Annotated in this window: 18 protein-coding genes; 2 read left to right on the top strand and 16 right to left on the bottom strand. The window is 41.0% G+C overall.

Annotated elements, in window-relative coordinates; all coding sequences use genetic code 11:
- Positions 1-236: 236 nt before the first annotated feature.
- The 7 genes from cysA to FVA69_RS07620 form a co-directional block, all read right to left on the bottom strand.
- Positions 237-1,325, bottom strand: a complete 1,089-nt coding sequence (gene cysA / locus FVA69_RS07650) for a sulfate/thiosulfate ABC transporter ATP-binding protein CysA (protein WP_109911488.1) — start codon at positions 1,323-1,325, stop codon at positions 237-239.
- Positions 1,326-1,327: 2 nt separating this feature from the next.
- Complete coding sequence (cysW, locus tag FVA69_RS07645; protein WP_117162422.1) at positions 1,328-2,188, bottom strand: sulfate/thiosulfate ABC transporter permease CysW; 861 nt, start codon at positions 2,186-2,188, stop codon at positions 1,328-1,330.
- Complete coding sequence (gene cysT / locus FVA69_RS07640) at positions 2,188-3,018, bottom strand: sulfate/thiosulfate ABC transporter permease CysT (protein WP_004912608.1); 831 nt, start codon at positions 3,016-3,018, stop codon at positions 2,188-2,190. The genes cysW and cysT overlap by 1 nt, the downstream gene beginning before the upstream one ends.
- Positions 3,018-4,040, bottom strand: a complete 1,023-nt coding sequence (locus FVA69_RS07635) for a sulfate ABC transporter substrate-binding protein (RefSeq protein ID WP_109911486.1) — start codon at positions 4,038-4,040, stop codon at positions 3,018-3,020. The genes cysT and FVA69_RS07635 overlap by 1 nt, the downstream gene beginning before the upstream one ends.
- A gap of 428 nt (positions 4,041-4,468) precedes the next feature.
- The gene (locus FVA69_RS07630) at positions 4,469-5,368 is read right to left on the bottom strand and encodes a Dyp-type peroxidase (protein WP_109911485.1); all 900 of its coding nucleotides are present in this window, start codon (positions 5,366-5,368) and stop codon (positions 4,469-4,471) included.
- A 243-nt stretch (positions 5,369-5,611) separates the two neighbouring features.
- Positions 5,612-6,217 (bottom strand): RpoE-regulated lipoprotein, encoded by a 606-nt coding sequence (locus tag FVA69_RS07625; RefSeq protein ID WP_117162423.1) that lies wholly within the window; start codon positions 6,215-6,217, stop codon positions 5,612-5,614.
- Positions 6,218-6,308: 91 nt separating this feature from the next.
- A complete protein-coding gene (locus FVA69_RS07620; protein WP_164528627.1) occupies positions 6,309-6,740 on the bottom strand; it encodes a GNAT family acetyltransferase in 432 nt (143 codons plus the stop codon).
- A gap of 136 nt (positions 6,741-6,876) precedes the next feature.
- Between FVA69_RS07620 and hemF the strand changes: the two genes are divergently transcribed.
- The gene (hemF, locus tag FVA69_RS07615) at positions 6,877-7,794 is read left to right on the top strand and encodes an oxygen-dependent coproporphyrinogen oxidase (RefSeq protein WP_004912622.1); all 918 of its coding nucleotides are present in this window, start codon (positions 6,877-6,879) and stop codon (positions 7,792-7,794) included.
- Positions 7,795-7,952: 158 nt separating this feature from the next.
- Entirely contained in the window at positions 7,953-9,092 is a 1,140-nt protein-coding gene (locus FVA69_RS07610; RefSeq protein WP_164528626.1) for a M4 family metallopeptidase, read from the top strand.
- 115 nt (positions 9,093-9,207) lie between these two features.
- Here FVA69_RS07610 and rluF read toward each other — a convergent pair whose 3' ends face one another.
- From rluF to ndk, 9 genes are all read right to left on the bottom strand, one after another.
- On the bottom strand, positions 9,208-10,077 hold the full coding sequence (rluF, locus tag FVA69_RS07605; RefSeq protein ID WP_109911482.1) for a 23S rRNA pseudouridine(2604) synthase RluF: 870 nt from the start codon (positions 10,075-10,077) through the stop codon (positions 9,208-9,210).
- 181 nt (positions 10,078-10,258) lie between these two features.
- On the bottom strand, positions 10,259-11,737 hold the full coding sequence (der, locus tag FVA69_RS07600) for a ribosome biogenesis GTPase Der (RefSeq protein WP_004912629.1): 1,479 nt from the start codon (positions 11,735-11,737) through the stop codon (positions 10,259-10,261).
- 129 nt (positions 11,738-11,866) lie between these two features.
- Entirely contained in the window at positions 11,867-13,039 is a 1,173-nt protein-coding gene (gene bamB / locus FVA69_RS07595) for an outer membrane protein assembly factor BamB (RefSeq protein ID WP_004912633.1), read from the bottom strand.
- A gap of 20 nt (positions 13,040-13,059) precedes the next feature.
- Entirely contained in the window at positions 13,060-13,683 is a 624-nt protein-coding gene (locus FVA69_RS07590; RefSeq protein WP_004912636.1) for a YfgM family protein, read from the bottom strand.
- A gap of 10 nt (positions 13,684-13,693) precedes the next feature.
- Positions 13,694-14,971: a histidine--tRNA ligase gene (gene hisS / locus FVA69_RS07585; RefSeq protein ID WP_109911481.1), complete on the bottom strand. Its 1,278-nt coding sequence runs from the start codon at positions 14,969-14,971 to the stop codon at positions 13,694-13,696.
- 219 nt (positions 14,972-15,190) lie between these two features.
- The gene (gene ispG / locus FVA69_RS07580) at positions 15,191-16,309 is read right to left on the bottom strand and encodes a flavodoxin-dependent (E)-4-hydroxy-3-methylbut-2-enyl-diphosphate synthase (protein ID WP_004264895.1); all 1,119 of its coding nucleotides are present in this window, start codon (positions 16,307-16,309) and stop codon (positions 15,191-15,193) included.
- A gap of 192 nt (positions 16,310-16,501) precedes the next feature.
- Entirely contained in the window at positions 16,502-17,446 is a 945-nt protein-coding gene (rodZ, locus tag FVA69_RS07575; protein WP_164528625.1) for a cytoskeleton protein RodZ, read from the bottom strand.
- A gap of 202 nt (positions 17,447-17,648) precedes the next feature.
- Positions 17,649-18,830 (bottom strand): bifunctional tRNA (adenosine(37)-C2)-methyltransferase TrmG/ribosomal RNA large subunit methyltransferase RlmN, encoded by a 1,182-nt coding sequence (locus tag FVA69_RS07570; protein WP_004912645.1) that lies wholly within the window; start codon positions 18,828-18,830, stop codon positions 17,649-17,651.
- A 161-nt stretch (positions 18,831-18,991) separates the two neighbouring features.
- Entirely contained in the window at positions 18,992-19,417 is a 426-nt protein-coding gene (gene ndk / locus FVA69_RS07565) for a nucleoside-diphosphate kinase (RefSeq protein WP_004264899.1), read from the bottom strand.
- Positions 19,418-19,510 lie beyond the last annotated feature (93 nt).

Genomic DNA, 19,510 nt, shown 5'->3' with positions numbered 1-19,510 from the left:
ATAGCTAATTGATATATTATATTACAATAAGTTTATAGAATTGCCAGTTATATTTCCCATAAAAATATAATAATTAATTATTTGATATCAAATGGTTATGCGAAAATTAAACATAGAGAGATTAGACTTAATATTTTTAATATAAAGTCTAATCATCGGGAATATACCTAGAAAGTAATAGAGAAGGTAACACCAATAATATATTTATTAGTGTTATAAATTATTGAATTTTATATTCATGCACTTTCAGCGAGTTGTGGAAAAATTAACGCCTGATCACCTTGATAAATCTTTGCCTGCTGGCTACCTAAAAAGTAACGTTCACCTCGAGTGGGTATTGTTTTCTCAGACTGCCAAATCACTGACAACGGCTCTTTTCCCCAACCTAACGGTTGAACGGTTAATTGCCAAAAATGCCCTCTTGGCCCCGATTCCGTGACCCTTACAGGTAAACGGTGCTGCTCATCCACTTCAGCTTGTAATGAGATATCCCAAGGACGTAAAAATACGTCGACTTCTCCTTGTTGAACACTAGTGTGGTTCAGTGGAAAGTCATAGCCACCGATATTTAATGTTGAACCTTTGATATGGGCAGAGATTTGGTTGACTTCCCCCATAAATTCAAGGACAAATCGTGTTTCTGGGCGCTGCCATATATCACTCGGTGTGCCAACTTGCTCGATATGACCTTGGCTCATCACCACCACTCTGTCTGCAACTTCCATGGCTTCTTCTTGGTCATGAGTCACAAAAACACTGGTAAATTTTAATTCATCATGTAATTGACGTAACCAACGGCGTAATTCAATACGTACTTGTGCGTCGAGCGCGCCAAAAGGTTCATCCAATAATAAAATTTGTGGATCAACGGCTAAAGCTCTTGCTAATGCCACTCGCTGTTTTTGCCCCCCTGAAAGTTGTGCAGGGTAACGTGAAGCTAAATGACCGAGTTGAACCATTTCTAGCAATTTTGTTACTTTATCTTTAATAGCCTGAGCGGATGGGCGCTGTTTTCTTGGTAAGACAGTTAAACCAAAGGCTACATTATCAAACACTGTCATGTGGCGAAATAGTGCATAGTGTTGAAATACAAAGCCAACATGCCTATCTTTAGCATGGATTTTACTGACATCGTGACCATGAAAACGTAATAGCCCCTGACTTTGTTGCTCAAGCCCTGCAATAATCCGCAATAAGGTTGTTTTTCCTGAACCGGAAGGCCCTAATAGGGCAACCATTTCACCCGATGCAATATCCAGTGAAATATCGTTAAGTACTTGGGTTTTACCAAATAATTTACCGATTTTTTCAATTTCAATACTCATGATTAATGGACTCCTGATTCAGATTGCTGGCGACTCAAATGCCACTGCAATGCACTTTTAAGAATTAAGGTGATAATTGCCATTAGTGCGAGGATCCCTGCGGCCGTAAATGCGCCCACCGTATTATAATCCTGATGCAACAATTCAACTTGCAATGGTAAGGTGTATGTTTCACCTCGAATAGCCCCTGAAACCACCGAAACCGCACCAAATTCACCGATCGCGCGAGCGTTAGTTAGAACAACCCCATACAACAATGCCCAGCGGATATTAGGTAATGTCACACGCCAAAACATCTTCCATCCTGAGGCCCCAAGTAAAACCGCCGCTTCATCTTCTTGGCTACCCTGACTTAACATTAGCGGGACTAACTCACGTACCACAAATGGGCAAGTGACAAAAATAGTCACCAATGCCATACCTGGCCATGAAAACATCAGTTGGATATCAAAACCTTCAAGCCATCCACCCAACCAACTGTTTGAGCCATAAAAAAGTAAGTACAGCAAACCTGCAACAACAGGTGAAACCGCAAACGGAATATCAACTAGGGTTAGTAATAATTGGCGACCAGGAAACTGAAATCGCGTCACTAACCACGCCATCATGGTACCAAAGACTAAATTTACCGGAACCGTAATTAAAGCAATTAATACTGTTAAACCAATGGCATGTAGCATATCAGGGTCTGCCAAATTCAGTAAAACAGCATCTAACCCTTTTTGAAAAGCTGTAATAAATATCCAAACAATTGGAATAACTAATAGTAAAAGTGAAAACAATAAACCTATCGCTATTAATAGCCATTTCCCCCAGTTTATTTGGGTACGGCTAGCAGTATGAATGGGGGTAATTTGCGCCATTACTTACCTCCTAACCGTTTACCGAAGCGGCTTTGTACTAAATTGACACTAAATAACAGTAACAATGAAACCGCTAAAATAACTGAGGCGACAGCACTGGCGGCCGGATAATCAAATTGTTGTAACTGACTAAAAATCATTAATGAAACAACCTCGGTTTGCCACGCAATATTACCCGCAATAAATATAATGGCGCCAAACTCACCTAAACTACGTGTAAAGGATAAAACCGTTCCGGCTAATAAGGCTGGTGAAAGCTCCGGTAATACCACTCGACGAAAAGTTTGCCAACGGCTTGCACCTAGAGTCTGAGCAGCTTCTTCGTACTCAGGGCCGAGCTCTTCCAACACTGGTTGAACCGTACGCACAACAAACGGAATACTGGTGAATGCCATTGCAACCGCAATTCCCAGCCAAGTATTAACAACTTTAATATCAAACTGGTGCAGATATTGCCCATACCACCCTGAGGTTGCAAATAAGGTTGCTAATGTTAGCCCCGCCACAGCGGTAGGTAATGCAAAGGGTAAATCCACTAAACCATCTAAAAACAAACGCCCAGGAAAGCGATAACGCGTTAAAATCCAAGCTAATAGCATGCCAAATACCGCATTAAACAGACTTGCGACTAACGCTGACAGTAACGTCACTTTATACGCAGCAACCACTTGCGGGTAACTTATGACGGCCCAGTATTGCTGCCATGTCATTTCTGATAATTGAATCACCAATGCACTCATGGGTAATAGCAAAATCAAACACGTATAGAACAGACTGCTACCTAGCGTTAGCCCAAAACCCGGCAAAAAGCGCTTTCCTGAACGATTCATTAACGGCGCCCTTCTGCCATTAATTTGTCAAATTCCCCACCAGTGACGAAATGAACATCCATCACTTTTGGCCAGCTCTCAAATTGAGATTCAACCGTAAACAGCTGAGTTTCAGGAAATTTATCCTTATTCGCATTCATTACCGCTTTATCATTCACCCGATAATTATACTGAGTGATGATTTCTTGCGCCTGTGGGCTATAGAGATAATTTAAGTAAGCTTTAGCGACGTCTTCAGTCCCATTTTTTTGTACATTTTTGTCGACCCAAGCGACAGGGAATTCTGCTAAAATATCCACTGGTGGCACAATAACTTCATAGTCTGATTCACCATACTGAGAGCGAATATTATTCACTTCAGATTCAAAGCTAATCAGGACGTCACCAAGCTCTCGCTCAATAAATGACGTTGTTGCACCACGCCCTCCGGTATCAAATACCTCGACATTTTTCAAAAACTGTTTCATTTGCTCACGGGTTTTCGCTTTATCACCTTTATTTTCTTGATTAAAAGCCCCCCATGCAGCAAGGTAGGTATAACGACCATTTCCTGAAGTCTTTGGATTTGGGAAGATTAATTTGACATCTTCGCGGACCAAATCATCCCACGTTTTAATTCCTTTCGGGTTTCCTTTACGAACTAAAAACGCCATTGTTGAATAATACGGTGAGCTATTATTTGGCAAGCGAGCTTGCCAGTCTGCTGGGATCAAATTGCCTTTATCATGCAAAATTTGCACATCGGTGACTTGGTTGTAGGTCACCACATCTGCTTTTAACCCTTGTAAAATCGCTAAGGCTTGCTTTGATGAGCCTGCGTGTGATTGTTTAATCGTTAGTTTGTCGTCAGGGTGAGCCTCATTCCACTGTTTTTCAAATGATGGGTTCAACGCCACAAATAGTTCACGTGCAATATCATAAGAACTGTTAAGCAGTTCAGCTGCAATTAGTGGCGAGCTGCCGAGTAATGAGACTGTTGCCAAACTTGCGAGTGCCGTTTTTTTCAAAAATGATTTTTTCATTCCACACCTGTTCGTAACTAAACCCAAATGGCTGACATTGGAACCACTGTATATGTTTTGGTTATAACTGTGTAGCTATCAATCACCTTTTTATATATCAAATTAGAATAACAAAGAAATGAACGTCATAAGCAGGAAAATTAACTGATTTTTTAATTAGTTAGTGATATGAATATTACTCAATGGAGGAGCATTCTATAAGTTAAATCATTACTAGGTAGTAAGTAGGCATTAATGATAACGGGCTAATAATAATAGAATAAATACAAATCATTATGTTTAAATTGCTAAGTATAAACAGTTACTCTAAATAATTTGTGTTACAGCTAGGCGGCAAGGAAGATTAGCCCTAGGAGCATACAATAGTATGTGACTAGGGTAATCTTACGTAGCCAACAACGCTGTAACGCAAAGAATGACGAGTAAACTTATAAAGACAGCAATGACTCTATTGATGGAGCATAGTAATAACTGCCCGATACCGCTTTCGTCATTCGCAACAAATCATCGTATTTGCCGTCTTTTTCACCAAACATACTTAATAATTGCTGTTCGATATTGTGTAATCTTGCACAATAAGCCACAAAGAATAAGCCGTGCTTACCGCTTGCTGTTCCATATGGCAAGCTGTGACGCATAACTTCAAGCTCTTCACCTTCTTCTTCAATAACCACACGGGAAACATGAGAGGTAACATTACGGGCATCTTCGTCCAGCTCAATACTGTCTTTTTTCGTCCGACCAATCATTTTTTCTTGTTCATGTTCCGAAAAACGATCCCATTTTCTTAAATCGTGTTCATAGCGTTGGACTAAAACATAGCTTCCGCCTTTATCTTCACCGTCTTCGATTAATGTGACCTCCGCAATTTCTTCCCCTTGCGGATTTTCGGTTCCATCAATAAAACCACTTAAATCTCTATCATCTACCCAACGGAAGCCATGGATTTCTTCAACCACAGAGATAGATTTACCAAATGCTTTTAAAGCCGCCTGTGCTAATGAAAAGTTAATATCGTGGCGCAGTGATTGAATATGAATAAACATATCCCGTTGAGTGGCAGGAGCGAGTCCTTTACCTAGCGTGCGAAATGGTTTCAATTCAGGGGCACTATTTGTCTTACCGAGCTGTTTCCAGATGTCAGAGCCAAACGCGATAACCGCGCCGAGGCGGTCATCTGGGTATTGGGCTTGTAATTTAGTTAAAGCCTCGACAAAGCTTTTACATCCAGACTTAATTTCATCCAGAGATCCCTCTTGCACTTGCGCTTCAATAAAAATACCAAAACGGCTATGTTCTTTCAAAATACCACTTTGAGAATGAGACATACGGTAAACCTCGTAAAATGAATATGTTATATAACCTATTTCTTATATAAAACGATATTAATATCCTATCTTATCGCCATGATGTTCACCTTGTTTTAACGCAAGGGAATATAGGTTTCAGGTCTATTATAAGAAAGAAAATTTAAGAAAGGGGAAATTTCTTTGAAAACAACGAAAAAGAAGTATTAGTGGGAAGATATCGCCAGTCTGAATAGGCCCGGCGATATCATTAATGAAATAAAACTATTTATGCCAAATAATTTGCGAGATTTGCCATGTTTTTAGGTCATCATCTGGAGGCATTAAATCTTCTGGCCCTTGCCATTTACCAGTAAAACGGTAAACCACTTTACTTGATTGTGGTGAATTACATTCAATAGTCGGAACGTCATTGACTCGTTCACCTAAGCCGCAAATACCGAAGGCTTTTTGGTAAATTTCGCTAAATTCAGTACCAATTTCAGGCCCCCATTCGGTGACGATATTTGGATCACTCACCGTAATACGTGAGACATAACCGTGCTCAGGGCCCACTATTTCTAATTTTACTTCATTGTCATCCATACCTTGGAAAACTGTGACCACATCCCCACTTTCCATTTGCATACCGCTGCGTAGTGTATAACGGTCATTAAGCTGTTTCTTAATGATATCCGCTTGCATTGGTGTAAAACTGGTCACTTGGCCAAGCCCTGAGCTAGAAACTACCAACGGGCCACTAAACCAAGTCGATGGCGAAAAAACCTTCACACCCGCACACCCTGATAACAAGGCTGCTCCACAGAGTAGAGAAACCTTCAACAACGGCGATAATCCATTATTACTGTTCAACTTTGCATGTTGGGACATATCATCCTCTTTTATGAGTCGCATAATGCATATTGTGACAATCTATTTACTAAAACATTCCCATAGAAAGTTAAATAAATAGTCAATTAACTTAAAAATCCGTTTCGTGCGTTAATTTTTTCGAATAAATCAAACGTTCAGGTTGTTCTTCTTCATACAACATTTTTTCAAACATACAAATAGCCGCATCAGACTCTTCACTCACTAATAACTCTATTCTTCCGCAGCCTCTGGCTATCAGTTTTTTTTCTAGTCGACTCACTAATGCATTAGCAATACCACGACCGCGATATTCAGGGTGAACAGCAAGATAAACAGCTGTGCCACGAATGCCATCGTAGCCCCCCATAATAGTACCGACAACTTCACCGACAACTTCAGCCACTAAAAATAAGTCGGCCCCACACTGTAATTTGCGTTCAATATCGAGTTCAGGATCACCTGAAAATTCATTGAGAGCACAACGCTCCCATAAGGTCAGGACGTCTTCATAATCACTTTGCCGAAAGACTCGTATTTCCATCTCATTTGCCTACTTAAGCTAATCTTTCTGCCATTATCTCTGCTTTTGCAACACAATCAATATTCAATATGCCTTTCTTCGAGTAAAAGGGTATACTTTAACCATTATTTTTTTGCTATGGTTCTATTATAAAACAATGAATTACCCAGATATTGATCGCGTAAAAGCCTATTTGCAGAACTTGCAAGAGACTATTTGCCAAAAAATTACTGAGCTAGATGGTAAGCAAACTTTTCTAGAACAAACATGGGAACGAACTGAAGGTGGTGGCGGTCGTAGCCGAGTACTAACGAAAGGCGCATTATTTGAACAAGCTGGGGTTAACTTCTCACATATTAAAGGAGAAAAGTTGCCAGCATCAGCCTCTGCACATCGGCCCGAGCTTGCTGGCCGTAGCTACCAAGCAATGGGCGTCTCTCTTGTTATTCACCCTCTGAATCCTTACATTCCAACTACCCATGCTAATGTTCGTTTCTTTATCGCTGAAAAAGAAGGTTGTGAGCCCGTTTGGTGGTTTGGTGGCGGTTTTGATTTAACCCCTTTCTATGGTTTTCATGAAGATGTTATCCACTGGCATACCGTTGCTCGTGATCTATGTCGCCCTTATGGGACTGATGTATATCCTAAATATAAAAATTGGTGCGATGAATACTTTTTCCTGAAACATAGAAATGAACCTCGAGGTGTTGGTGGGCTATTTTATGATGACCTTAACCAAGGTGGTTTTGAGTCTTGTTTTAGCTTCACTCAAGCGGTGGGTAATGGTTTTTTAGATGCCTATGTCCCGATTGTTGAAAAACGCCGAGCTCATTCATGGGGTGAAAGAGAACGTCAATTCCAATTATATCGTCGTGGTCGCTACGTAGAATTTAATTTAGTATGGGATAGAGGTACATTATTTGGCTTACAAAGCGGAGGCCGCACAGAGTCAATTTTAATGTCAATGCCACCGCTTGTTCGCTGGGAATACGACTATCATCCAGAACCTAATAGCCCAGAAGCTGCCCTCTATACTGAATTTTTAGTCTTAAATAAAGAGTGGGTTTCGCCATAATTGATAACACTGGTTTATAAATTAAGGTAGAAAAATAACCGTTCTACCTTTCTAACATAAAATAATAATTATTGATTATAAATCTTAAATATCAAGTAGTTACAAATCAATCACGACAGATTATGATTCCATTTCACCCAACTGAATGGAGTTGTAATATGAATCAAATTTTAGGCCGTTCATTATTATCACCTTGTTTATTAGCAAGTTTAGTCACTAAATCAGGCCACACAGACTTAAAATCAACGCTCACGCATATCAATGATATTATGAGCCGAACCTATTCACATGAAGATGCATTACTCCACCGCAATAATCTTTCAGCATGCCCTATAGATATGATAGGAAAGCGCTATAATCGCTTTATTCGCGATGCTCAACGCCCTGTCCCACATAAAAACCACTGGCATTCCGACCTGCCAATTTGTGAACGTTCAGGACTTTCACCTGATAGCCATATGCCACATGATGACTACGCGGTGATTATGCGCGAAGAAGATACTCATGCGCCATCAGAACCAGCGGGGCAAGTATTTAATTCAATTGGCATTATCCGTACCTTTTTTAAGGAAAAATTAAATATTGACCAAATTTTTGGCTGTTCTGCTGATATTAATGCGGTTATCCATTATGGAACAAACTACGCTAATGCATTTTGGAATTCTCAAGCTATTTTCTTTGGTGACGGGGATGGAATCGTTTTTGGCCCATTCTATAATGACATCGATATAATCGCTCACGAGCTGGCTCACGGCTTTATTAGTTCAAAAGCTGATTTTAGATATACTTACCAATCTGGTGCGCTCAATGAGTCTGTCGCAGATGTACTTGGGATTATGGTGAAACAATATTTAAATAATGGAACAGCCGATACTTCTAATTGGCTACTAGGCGAAAATTTATTTATTGACCAAATAAATGCGCCGGCACTACGTTCTATGATAAACCCAGGGGATGCTTATTATCTTTCTGACGATGTTAGAGACCCGCAAGTTGGTCATATGTCTCAATATCAGGATTTACCTATTTTTATTGACAATGGCGGCGTACATATTAATTCAGGTATCCCAAATAGAGCCTTTTACCTATTAGCTAAGAGTCTTGGAGGTTATACATGGGACATCGCCGGTAAAATTTGGCTTGAAGCCGTGTCTGACAATAATGTGACAAAGAGAGCCAACTTCATCGAATTTGCTAATGCAACGATCCGTGCTGCTAAGAAATTATTTGATGATAATATCGCGCAAAAAACACAGCAAAGCTGGTTAGATGTTGGACTAGTTTTAAAACTGCAATAATTTATATAAACAGTTTTAAACTAATTTAAGATTAATTTTTCTGTAAAACATAAAGGCCGATAATAAAGAGCTCAAAACAACTCTTTTATTCAGCCTTATTAATCAAACCTGCACGTTAACGTTTTTTCTTTTTTCTACCTGGTTGTGTAAACTTTTTGCGTGTCGGGTTTTCTGGTTTTACTTTGGGTTTACTTGGCGAAGTCTGCTTTGTATTACTTTTGTTAGCAGAAGCTGACTTCTGTGGCTTCTTTACTTTTACGTCTGATTCAGATTTTTCCATCATATCAAATAATTCAATCAGTTCATCATCAGTTAAATCACGCCACTCCCCGACAGGAATGCCTGTTAACTTAACATTCATGATGCGAACACGTTCAAGCTTGGTGACCTCAAAGCCAAAATGCTCACACATACGACGAATTTGACGGTTTAGTCCTTGTACAAGTGTAATTCTAAAAACAAAAGGAGCCTCTTTCTTAACCTTACATTTTTTCGTCATTGTTCCAAGAATGGGTACTCCAGCCCCCATTCCACGAATAAAGTCATCCGTTACGGGTTTATTGACCGTGACTAAATACTCTTTTTCATGAGAATTGCCTGCCCGTAAAATTTTATTCACCAAATCCCCATGGTTGGTGAGAAAAATTAACCCTTGAGAGTCTTTATCTAAGCGGCCAATCGGGAAAATTCGGGTACTATGATTAACATAATCAACAATATTATCTTTTTCACCACTCTCTGTCGTACTAACAATACCGACAGGCTTATTGAGTGCGATTAATACTAAATCTTCTTCATTACGCGGCTCAATTAATTGCCCATTAACTTTTACCACGTCACCAGCAAAAACTTGGTCGCCAATTCCTGCACGCTTACCATTAATAAATACATTACCTTGTTCAATATAACGGTCAGCTTCACGCCTTGAGCAAATACCACTTTCACTAATATATTTGTTTAAACGTGTAGAAGAACGAGTGTCCATAATTTTCCTCAATCTTTGATTCTTACCCTTACGTTCATCATGATATATGCTAGTAACGTAAGGGCGATATTCATTCTTAAAGTATTATCCAGATAATATTAAAAAGCCGTAACATAATGACTTTGTTACGGCTTTTGTGCGTTCAATAGGGCTAATTAAGCTTTCATCAGCGCCTTATTGACTAGCGTTTTTTCAAATGCTGCATTAAACGCTTACGCTTACGCAACTGGGTTGGCGTTAACTTATTTTTCTTATCTGCATAAGGGTTTTCTCCCTCTTTAAACAGAATTCGAATTGGCGTTCCCATCACTTGCAATGAACGGCGGAAGTAATTCATCAAATAACGCTTATAGCTATCTGGTAAATCAGAAACTTGGTTACCGTGGATCACTACAATCGGTGGATTGTGTCCCCCAGCATGGGCATACTTCATTTTAACACGACGACCACGAATAAGTGGCGGTTGGTGCTCATCTTCTGCCATCTTCATGATACGAGTTAATAATGCAGTACCTACTCGACGAGTTGCAGACTCATAAGCTTCTTGCACTGATTCAAATAAATTACCCACTCCACTACCATGCAGTGCAGAAATAAAGTGAATACGCGCGAAATCAACAAAACCAAGACGCAGTTCAAGCATGTCTTTTACGTGCTCGCGGTCTTCTGGCTTCATACCATCCCATTTATTGACTGCAATCACCAATGAGCGCCCCGCATTGAGGATAAAGCCAAGTAAAGATAAATCTTGGTCTGAAATACCTTCGCGTGCATCGATAACTAAGAGTACGACGTTCGCGTCTTCAATCGCTTGCAATGTTTTGATAACAGAGAATTTTTCCACTGTTTCTGTAACTTTTCCACGCTTACGCACACCGGCGGTATCGATTAAAATATACTCACGCTCATCGCGTTCCATTGGGATGTAAATGCTGTCACGTGTGGTTCCTGGCATATCAAACACCACAACACGTTCTTCACCTAAAATACGGTTGGTTAATGTCGATTTACCGACATTCGGACGGCCAACGATGGCTAATTTAATCGGTAATGTTGTTGGGTCAAAGTCATCTTCTTCGTCTTCATCAAGCTCACCTTGAGCTTCTAACTCAGCCCAATATGCCGCATTTTCTTCTTCCTCGGTCAACTCAACTTCTTCCTCGTCTTCTTCCACAAAAGGTTTCAACGACTGTTCAATTAACTGAGTAACACCGCGACCATGTGATGCCGCGATCGGATGAATTTCGCCTAGGCCAAGCGAGTAAAAATCTCCGATTGCCGTAGTTACATCAATTCCATCGGTTTTGTTCGCGACTAAATAGGTTTTTTTCTTGCGACTACGAAGGTGTTTGGCAATGCCTTCATCAGCGGGCATTAACCCGGCTCTTGCATCAACCATAAACAGAACAATGTCTGCCTCTTCAATTGCTTGCAAGGACTGTGCGGCCATGTGCGTCTCTACGCCTTCCTCAGTCCCATCGATACCACCCGTGTCTATAATAATGAACTCATGCCCTTCAACTTCAGCACGACCATATTTACGATCACGAGTCAGACCGGGAAAGTCCGCTACTAATGCGTCACGGGTACGGGTTAAACGGTTAAATAACGTGGATTTTCCTACGTTTGGACGCCCTACCAGCGCTACGACGGGTATCATTTTTAGATGCCTCACAACTTTTATTAACTAAAGGAATTCTGAGGCTTTAACTCAGAAAACAAAAAACGAAACGGCTCCTATCTTCAGGAACCGTTGATTTTATCGATAAATTGGCGGTTTGTCAGAAAATTAACGTGTTAAGAGGTAAACTGTTCCGTTTTTTGTCTGAACCATTAGCTTATCACTTGCAACCACTGGACGACTGTGAATACCGGAGCTGTTTAATTTGTTTTGTGCTACAAACCCGCCCGTACTCATATCTAACCAATGCAGATAACCTTCTTTATCACCGACCACAAGATAGCCATTATACATTTCTGGCGCAGATAGCCCGCGGTTTAGCAGTTCTTCCTGTGTCCACAGCGTTACACCATCGCTTTTACGAACAGATAACACGCGATCATTTTGGTCGACAAGATACAGGTTTTCACCTGACATCACCATGTCATTGATTGAGCCAAGCTCGCGTTTCCACAGAATTTGACCTGAACGCATATCCAGTGCGGCTAAAGTACCATTATAAGCAATCGCATACACTTTACCGTCATCAATAATTGGTGTCATATCGACATCATTTAAACGGCCGATTTCTGTCGAACTTGTCACTTGAGAAATACGTTGTTGCCAAATTAACTGACCTTGAGACAATAGCACCGCACTGACACGGCCGTTATCCCCACCGACAATCGCAGCACCAAAAGCAACCGCAGGAGCAGATTCACCACGTAATGACAACGATGGTGTATCCATGTTAACGGTCCACTTGATTTCACCACTATTGACATCTAAAGCTTGTAGTTGACCATTACTGGTGTGAATAATAACAAAGTCGTTACTCACAACAGGTTTAGAAAGGGCTTCGCCTGCAACTTCGACATCCCAAGCAACTTGGCCATCTTCTTTGTTCAGAGCAATAACGGTTCCGCGCTCAGTACCCACAAAAATTTTATCACCATCAACGGTTAAACCACCTGATAGCAATGCCGATAAGTTAGCAGAAAGAAAACCCGTGCGTTTAGATAAATCGACTGACCACAGTTCTTTGCCACTATCGAGTTCAAAGGCTTTAACTAAACCTTTGCGGTCTGCTGCATAAACGGCTGAACCATCCCAAACAGGTGATAATTCAGAATAAAATTGTTCAACACCATTTCCAACCGATTTATCCCAAACAATTGATGGGGTGAATTGATTTTCAACCTGTGGAAGTGGCGCCATGATAATAGAATCAGTTTCGCTGGAACAACCGGCAAGTAAAGCTGAAGCGACTAGGCCAACTAAAAGTGTTTTGCGCAACTGCATGTTTGTCGTTTCCTTTCTTCTTATGAATTAGATACGTTGTTCAACTTCAGAGTCAAAATACCTCTAATAGATTGAGAGCCTTCACTTTCTAACCCCTGAGCATAAGCGGCTTTTGCACCAGCTTTATCGCCCTTATGGAGTAAAGCATCGCCACGGACATCCTGTGCCGTTGCTTGCCATGATTTACTTTTAATATTTGCAACTGACGCTATCGCGCCATCAGCATTACCTTGGGCTAATTGCACTCGCGCTAAACGCAAGTTAATTAAATCTTGCATATCCACGGTTTTTGCCTTGGCTAGTGCATTGGTCAATGCAGTTTGTGCATTAGCTAAATCGCCTTTATCCACCGCGATTTGTGCAAGCTCTAAGCCCATCATCGCACTGTATACATCGTCGGTTTCAGCCGCGAATTTTTGCGCTGCAACAATGCCTTGCTCTGAGCCTGAACGTAATTGGCTATTTACTGCTTCAAACTTTTGAGCGCTTTCCTGCAGTACATTCGTTTTATGAGACTGCCAGTAGTTCCAACCAAATACACCACCAACACCAATTACGAGGCCAACAACTAATGCCACGCCATTATTCGCAAAAAAGCGTTTAATCGCATCGACTTGATCATTTTCGTTTGTATAGACTTCCACTTGTCTCTCCTTAACCTAATAACTCGGCGATGCGTGACGCCATAAGTTGCTGCGAAATAGTTTCTTGTACGCCTGTGCGTAAATCTTTCAATGTGACTTGGCTATTTTTAATTTCATCTTCCCCCAAGATCAGTGCAATTTTAGCGCCTTGTTTGTCCGCTCTTGCTAACTGTTTCTTGAAGTTACCACCACCGTGGTTAGTCATTAACCGTAGTGTTGGTAGTGCATCACGTACTTTTTCGGCTACTAATATCGCTGCTTGTTGGCTATCTTCGCCAAAAGAAGCAAGATAAACATCAGCAACTGAAGCATCCGCTGTAAATTCTGGGTTCACTTCTTGGACTAACAACACCATCCGTTCCATACCCATGGCAAAACCAACCGCAGGTGTTGCACGACCGCCTAATTGTTCAACTAAGCCGTCATATCGACCGCCCGCGCAAACTGTGCCTTGTGAGCCCAGTGCCGTTGTTACCCATTCAAAAACGGTGCGGTTGTAGTAGTCAAGACCACGAACTAAGCGTTGATTAACGCGGTATTTAACCCCTGCTGCTTCTAATAACTTACATAAGCCATCAAAGTGCTCACGTGATTCGACATCAAGGTAATCAAACAGTTCAGGTGCATCATTCAATAAAGCCTGAATTTCTTGATTTTTAGAATCCAAAACACGTAGAGGATTTGTATACATGCGACGCTTACAATCTTCATCCAGCTTGTCTTTATGCTGTTCTAAGAAAGCAACTAAAGCCTCACGGTAATTGGCACGCGCTTCTAATGAGCCAATCGAGTTCAGCTCTAAAGTCACATGCTCACTAATGCCTAACGCTTTCCACCAGCGTGCCGTCATTAAGATGACTTCAGCATCGATATCAGGACCCGCAAGACCAAAAACTTCAGCCCCTAACTGGTGAAATTGACGATAACGTCCTTTTTGTGGGCGCTCATAACGGAACATAGGTCCTAAATACCACAAACGCTGTTCCTGATTGTACAGCAAACCATGCTCAATACCGGCACGGACACAACCTGCGGTATTTTCAGGGCGTAATGTCAGACTTTCATCGTTACGGTCATTGAAAGTGTACATTTCTTTTTCAACGACATCCGTCACTTCACCAATCGCTCTGCGAAATAGCGGGGTCTGCTCTACAATCGGGGTACGAATTTCACTAAAACCATAACCCTGTAAAATATTTTTCAATGTTGCTTCGATTTTCTGCCATACACGCGTGTCAGCTGGTAAGTAATCATTCATACCGCGAATGGCTTGGATATTTTTTCCCACTTTATTTCTCTATTTTCAGAATTACATAAGTTTGATTATAAGAGCGAAATATCATCTGGTTCAATCAACAAACACCAATTACTGATACTAATCGAGATTTATCTGTCAATTTGTACGGTGAGCGACCGATTTTAGAAAAAAATGCGGATGATTGATAGAGTGTTTGTTCTAAACATGCCAAACGACTCAGTGAGCCGCTTAGCAGTAGAATACACAAAATTAGTCTTTTAAGTTGACTTCAATCCGCTTGCTTTCATCCATCATTGCCGCTTTGGCTCGAATTTTAGCCTCTAACTGGTCGATAATGTTGTCATTATCAAAACGCTCTTTTTGTCGTTTACCGTCTTCATAAAAACCGCTCTTGGTTTTTGCCCCTGCAACGCCTAGCGTAGAAACTTCCGCTTCACCAGGGCCATTAACCACACAGCCAATAATCGATACATCCATTGGTGTAATGATATCTTCTAAACGCTGTTCTAATTCATTCACGGTACCAATCACATCAAACTCTTGCCGTGAACAAGTTGGGCAAGCAATAAAATTAATACCACGTGAACGAATTCGCAGTGATTTTAAGATATCAAAACCCACTTTAACTTCTTCAACAGGGTCAGCAGCTAAAGAAATACGCAAGGTGTCACCGATACCTTCAGACAATAGCATTCCTAAGCCAATTGCAGATTTTACTGAACCTGCACGGGCACCACCGGCTTCGGTAATCCCTAAATGCAGTGGTTGATCGATTTTATTCGCTAATAAACGGTAAGAGCCGACAGCAAGAAATACATCTGATGCTTTTACACTAACCTTAAACTGATCAAAATTAAGCCTATCTAGGATGTCCACATGACGCATTGCCGACTCAACCAATGCTTCAGGTGTTGGCTCGCCGTACTTCTCTTGAATATCTTTTTCAAGGGAGCCACCATTAACCCCAATACGAATTGGAATATTGTAGTGGCGTGCGCAATCAACAACTTGGCGAATTCGTTCTTCGCTACCAATATTACCTGGGTTAATACGCAAGCAATCAACGCCGTATTCTGCCACTTTTAATGCAATACGATAGTCAAAATGGATATCCGCCACCAATGGAACGCTAACTTGCTGTTTAATCAATTTAAATGCTTCAGCGGCATCCATGGTAGGAACAGAAACACGCACAATATCAACACCCACACGCTCAAGGGATTTTATTTGGCGAACTGTGGCTTCGACATCAGTTGTACGGGTATTAGTCATTGACTGGACAGCGATAGGAGCGCCATCGCCTACGGGTACGCTACCTACATTAATACGGGTGGATTTACGTCTTTTTATCGGTGATTCATTATGCATTTTGGTTTAATTCTCCGAACGTCCATGTGCTCTTTGTTACCGTGGTACTCTTTATTACCGTGATATTCTTTGTTACCGCGATATAGTTTTAACGATTATTTTTATACGCTCAACTATACACAAGAAAGCAAACTATAGCCTATCAAAAAAGATGTTTTCGGATATAGTTTGCTTCTTTTTACCTGTCTGTTTTTAGGCTTCAGGTAACTTCAATTTTGCTGGACGTTTCGCTTTAATGAAGCGGCTTAAATCAACAGTATTGCCTTGAAACTGTACAGTGACATTCGCTGGCGCACCAATATTCAGGCGATAAGGTTGCGGCCCATCAAGTTCCAACTTATCACCATTATTTTTGGTGCCACTAAATAAGATTTTATTATTCGCATCACGAATTTCTAACCAGCACTGGCCAGTAAAATTCAATACTAGGGCTTGACTGCTTGCAGCAACAGGTTCAGCCGTTTCTGTATTTTGTGTTCTGTCTAATGCAACTGAAGATTGCGGTGCATTAGGTAATGGAATTGTTTTGACATGCTCGGTAATAGGGTCAGTCGCTAATACGGGCTCTTGAGTTTGTAATTCAAGAGTATTTTCCGGTACAACAGGCGCCGTGTCAGTTGAGACGACCTCTGTTGATGTCAGTAATTCAACCGGTGTGGTGTTATTATCTTGCTGGGACAAAATCAAATCATTTTGATTTGCCATTGAAACTAGCTCATTTTTTTGAGCGTTATGATCCTGCCACCACCATATGCCAACCATTGCGATAAGAACAATCACAATCAACCAAGTCAGCTTCATTAACCAACCTTCGCGCTTTTTGCGTTTTTTCCCCAAAGAATAACTTTGCATAGGAGAAACTTTGGCTAACGTAACGGTTTCTTCCGTTTTCATATACGTTTTTAATTCGCTTTCGGGTATACCTACCATACGAGCGTAAAGACGAATATAGCCTCGTAAAAATGTTGGTTCCACGCCAGCGGGAGCAATATCTTGTTCTATCTCTTTTACCGTACTGATTTTAAGGCACAATCGTTCTGCAACAACATCTTGGGTTAGCCCCATGCGCTCACGTGCTTGCGTCAATAATTGTCCTACTGTGGTCGTAGCTTGTTCGGTATTATTTTCGATAGTCATTTGCTGGCAACACTATTTCCAAGTTTAAAAGATATAAAGCAAACATTGAGCAGCTTTATTCGTCAATAATTTATCATCATGTTGAAACAACAATTAAATTTTTCTTATTGCTTCAACTATTGTAGGTGAACAAAGGCGTTTTGCCTAACTCTAAAACGCCCTAAATCATCACCTAATTCACTGATTCAATCCTATTTATAAATCAGACTGTTTTTACCTTGATAGGTTCCCCTGCTAAGCGTTTTTTCAACGTTCGTTTTGTTCTGTCGATCACGTCGCCAGCAAGTTGCCCACAGGCAGCATCAATATCATCACCGCGTGTTTTGCGCACTATCGTGGTAAAACCATATCCCATCAATACTTTACAAAAACGGTCAATACGACTATTCGAACTTCTACCGTATGGCGCCCCTGGGAACGGGTTCCATGGAATTAGGTTAATTTTGCTCGGTGTGTTTTTTAAACATTCCGCTAATTGATGTGCTTGCTCAACACTGTCGTTCACGTGATCTAACATCACATACTCAACAGTTACTCGCCCTGCATTAGCATTCGATTTCGTTAAATAACGATTCACACTGTTGAGGAAGGTTTCAATATTGTATTTTTTATTAATTGGAACGATATCGTCACGGATATCATCTGTTGGCGCATGCAATGAAATCGCTAACGCAACATCAATCATATCCCCTAGCTTATCCAGTGCAGGCACAACACCTGAAGTGGAAATCGTGACACGGCGCTTAGATAGACCAAAGCCGAAGTCATCTAACATAATTTCCATCGCAGGGACGACATTATTCAAATTCAGCAATGGTTCGCCCATTCCCATCATCACAACGTTGGTAATTGGACGACGTCCACTGGATTTCAGTGAACCAATAATTTTGGCAGCTCGCCAAACCTGACCAATAATTTCTGAAACACGTAAGTTACGGTTGAAGCCTTGTTGCGCCGTAGAGCAGAATTTACATTCCAATGCGCAACCCACTTGTGAAGAAACGCACAATGTTGCACGGTCTGCTTCTGGGATATACACCGTTTCAACCAGTTGGTCACCCACTTTGATTGCCCACTTAATGGTGCCATCTGATGAACGCTGTTCATCAGCGACTTCTGGTGCACGGATTTCCGCGACTTCTTTCAGTTTTGCTCTAAGGACTTTATTAATATCGGTCATTTGGTCAAAATCATCATAGCAATAATGATAAATCCATTTCATGACCTGATCCGCGCGGAACGGTTTTTCACCCATTTGAGCAAAGAACTCGCGCATTTGCTTGCGGTTTAAATCAAGTAAATTGGTTTTTTGGTTCGTTTTTTCTGGTGTGACAGAAATAGCGGAAGAAGTTGCACATTGTGCATCTGTCGTCATATCAGACATGGTGTATTGCCTCGTTGTTACACTTTCGGCAGTGCTAGTAGTGAGTATAGCACGACGTAATTTTTGCGGTCTTAAAAATATAATCGCCCCGCTAATCATAGCAGGGCGTCGCATTGTACAAACTTTATAACAATAATGCTAATGCATTAGTTAAAGAAGTCTTAGCGTGGGCAGATTTCATCAGCAGTGAAGAAATACGCGATTTCACGTGCAGCAGATTCTTCAGAGTCTGAACCGTGAGTTGCGTTTTCAGTGAAACTGTCTGCGTAGTCTGCACGTAAAGTACCCGCTAATGCGTTATCTGGGTTAGTTGCGCCCATCAGGTCACGGTGACGTTGGATTGCGTTTTCACCTTCTAACACTTGCAGCATGATAGGGCCTGAAGTCATGAATTCAACCAGACCTTCAAAAAAAGGACGGCCTTTGTGTTCAGCGTAGAAGCCTTCAGCTTGCTCACGAGTCAAATGCATCATTTTAGCAGCGATGATTGTGAAACCCGCGCTTTCAAAACGGTTGTAGATTGCACCAATAACGTTTTTCTTCACAGCGTTTGGTTTAATAATAGAAAATGTACGTTGAACAGTCATAAATAACCTCTTAGCGATTCATTAGGCCTTTATTCTTTATTCTTCCCTGTAACTTAGGATGCAAGAACTTAAAATAGGCATGTTGTAGTTTTT

Origin of the sequence: Providencia sp. PROV004 (assembly GCF_011045615.1) — a bacterium.
Taxonomy (GTDB): domain Bacteria; phylum Pseudomonadota; class Gammaproteobacteria; order Enterobacterales; family Enterobacteriaceae; genus Providencia; species Providencia rettgeri.
The sequence above is the reverse complement of the archived record's forward strand: the minus strand, read 5'-3'. Positions and strand labels throughout refer to the sequence as shown.

Excerpts from the sequence above, each read along its gene's own strand:
- cysA (WP_109911488.1), bottom strand. The coding sequence starts at position 1,325 with ATGAGTATTGAAATTGAAAAAATCGGTAAATTATTTGGTAAAACCCAA.
- cysW (WP_117162422.1), bottom strand. The coding sequence starts at position 2,188 with ATGGCGCAAATTACCCCCATTCATACTGCTAGCCGTACCCAAATAAAC.
- cysT (WP_004912608.1), bottom strand. The coding sequence starts at position 3,018 with ATGAATCGTTCAGGAAAGCGCTTTTTGCCGGGTTTTGGGCTAACGCTA.
- FVA69_RS07635 (WP_109911486.1), bottom strand. The coding sequence starts at position 4,040 with ATGAAAAAATCATTTTTGAAAAAAACGGCACTCGCAAGTTTGGCAACA.
- FVA69_RS07630 (WP_109911485.1), bottom strand. The coding sequence starts at position 5,368 with ATGTCTCATTCTCAAAGTGGTATTTTGAAAGAACATAGCCGTTTTGGT.
- FVA69_RS07625 (WP_117162423.1), bottom strand. The coding sequence starts at position 6,217 with ATGTCCCAACATGCAAAGTTGAACAGTAATAATGGATTATCGCCGTTG.
- FVA69_RS07620 (WP_164528627.1), bottom strand. The coding sequence starts at position 6,740 with ATGGAAATACGAGTCTTTCGGCAAAGTGATTATGAAGACGTCCTGACC.
- hemF (WP_004912622.1), top strand. The coding sequence starts at position 6,877 with ATGAATTACCCAGATATTGATCGCGTAAAAGCCTATTTGCAGAACTTG.
- FVA69_RS07610 (WP_164528626.1), top strand. The coding sequence starts at position 7,953 with ATGAATCAAATTTTAGGCCGTTCATTATTATCACCTTGTTTATTAGCA.
- rluF (WP_109911482.1), bottom strand. The coding sequence starts at position 10,077 with ATGGACACTCGTTCTTCTACACGTTTAAACAAATATATTAGTGAAAGT.
- der (WP_004912629.1), bottom strand. The coding sequence starts at position 11,737 with ATGATACCCGTCGTAGCGCTGGTAGGGCGTCCAAACGTAGGAAAATCC.
- bamB (WP_004912633.1), bottom strand. The coding sequence starts at position 13,039 with ATGCAGTTGCGCAAAACACTTTTAGTTGGCCTAGTCGCTTCAGCTTTA.
- ispG (WP_004264895.1), bottom strand. The coding sequence starts at position 16,309 with ATGCATAATGAATCACCGATAAAAAGACGTAAATCCACCCGTATTAAT.
- rodZ (WP_164528625.1), bottom strand. The coding sequence starts at position 17,446 with ATGACTATCGAAAATAATACCGAACAAGCTACGACCACAGTAGGACAA.
- FVA69_RS07570 (WP_004912645.1), bottom strand. The coding sequence starts at position 18,830 with ATGTCTGATATGACGACAGATGCACAATGTGCAACTTCTTCCGCTATT.
- ndk (WP_004264899.1), bottom strand. The coding sequence starts at position 19,417 with ATGACTGTTCAACGTACATTTTCTATTATTAAACCAAACGCTGTGAAG.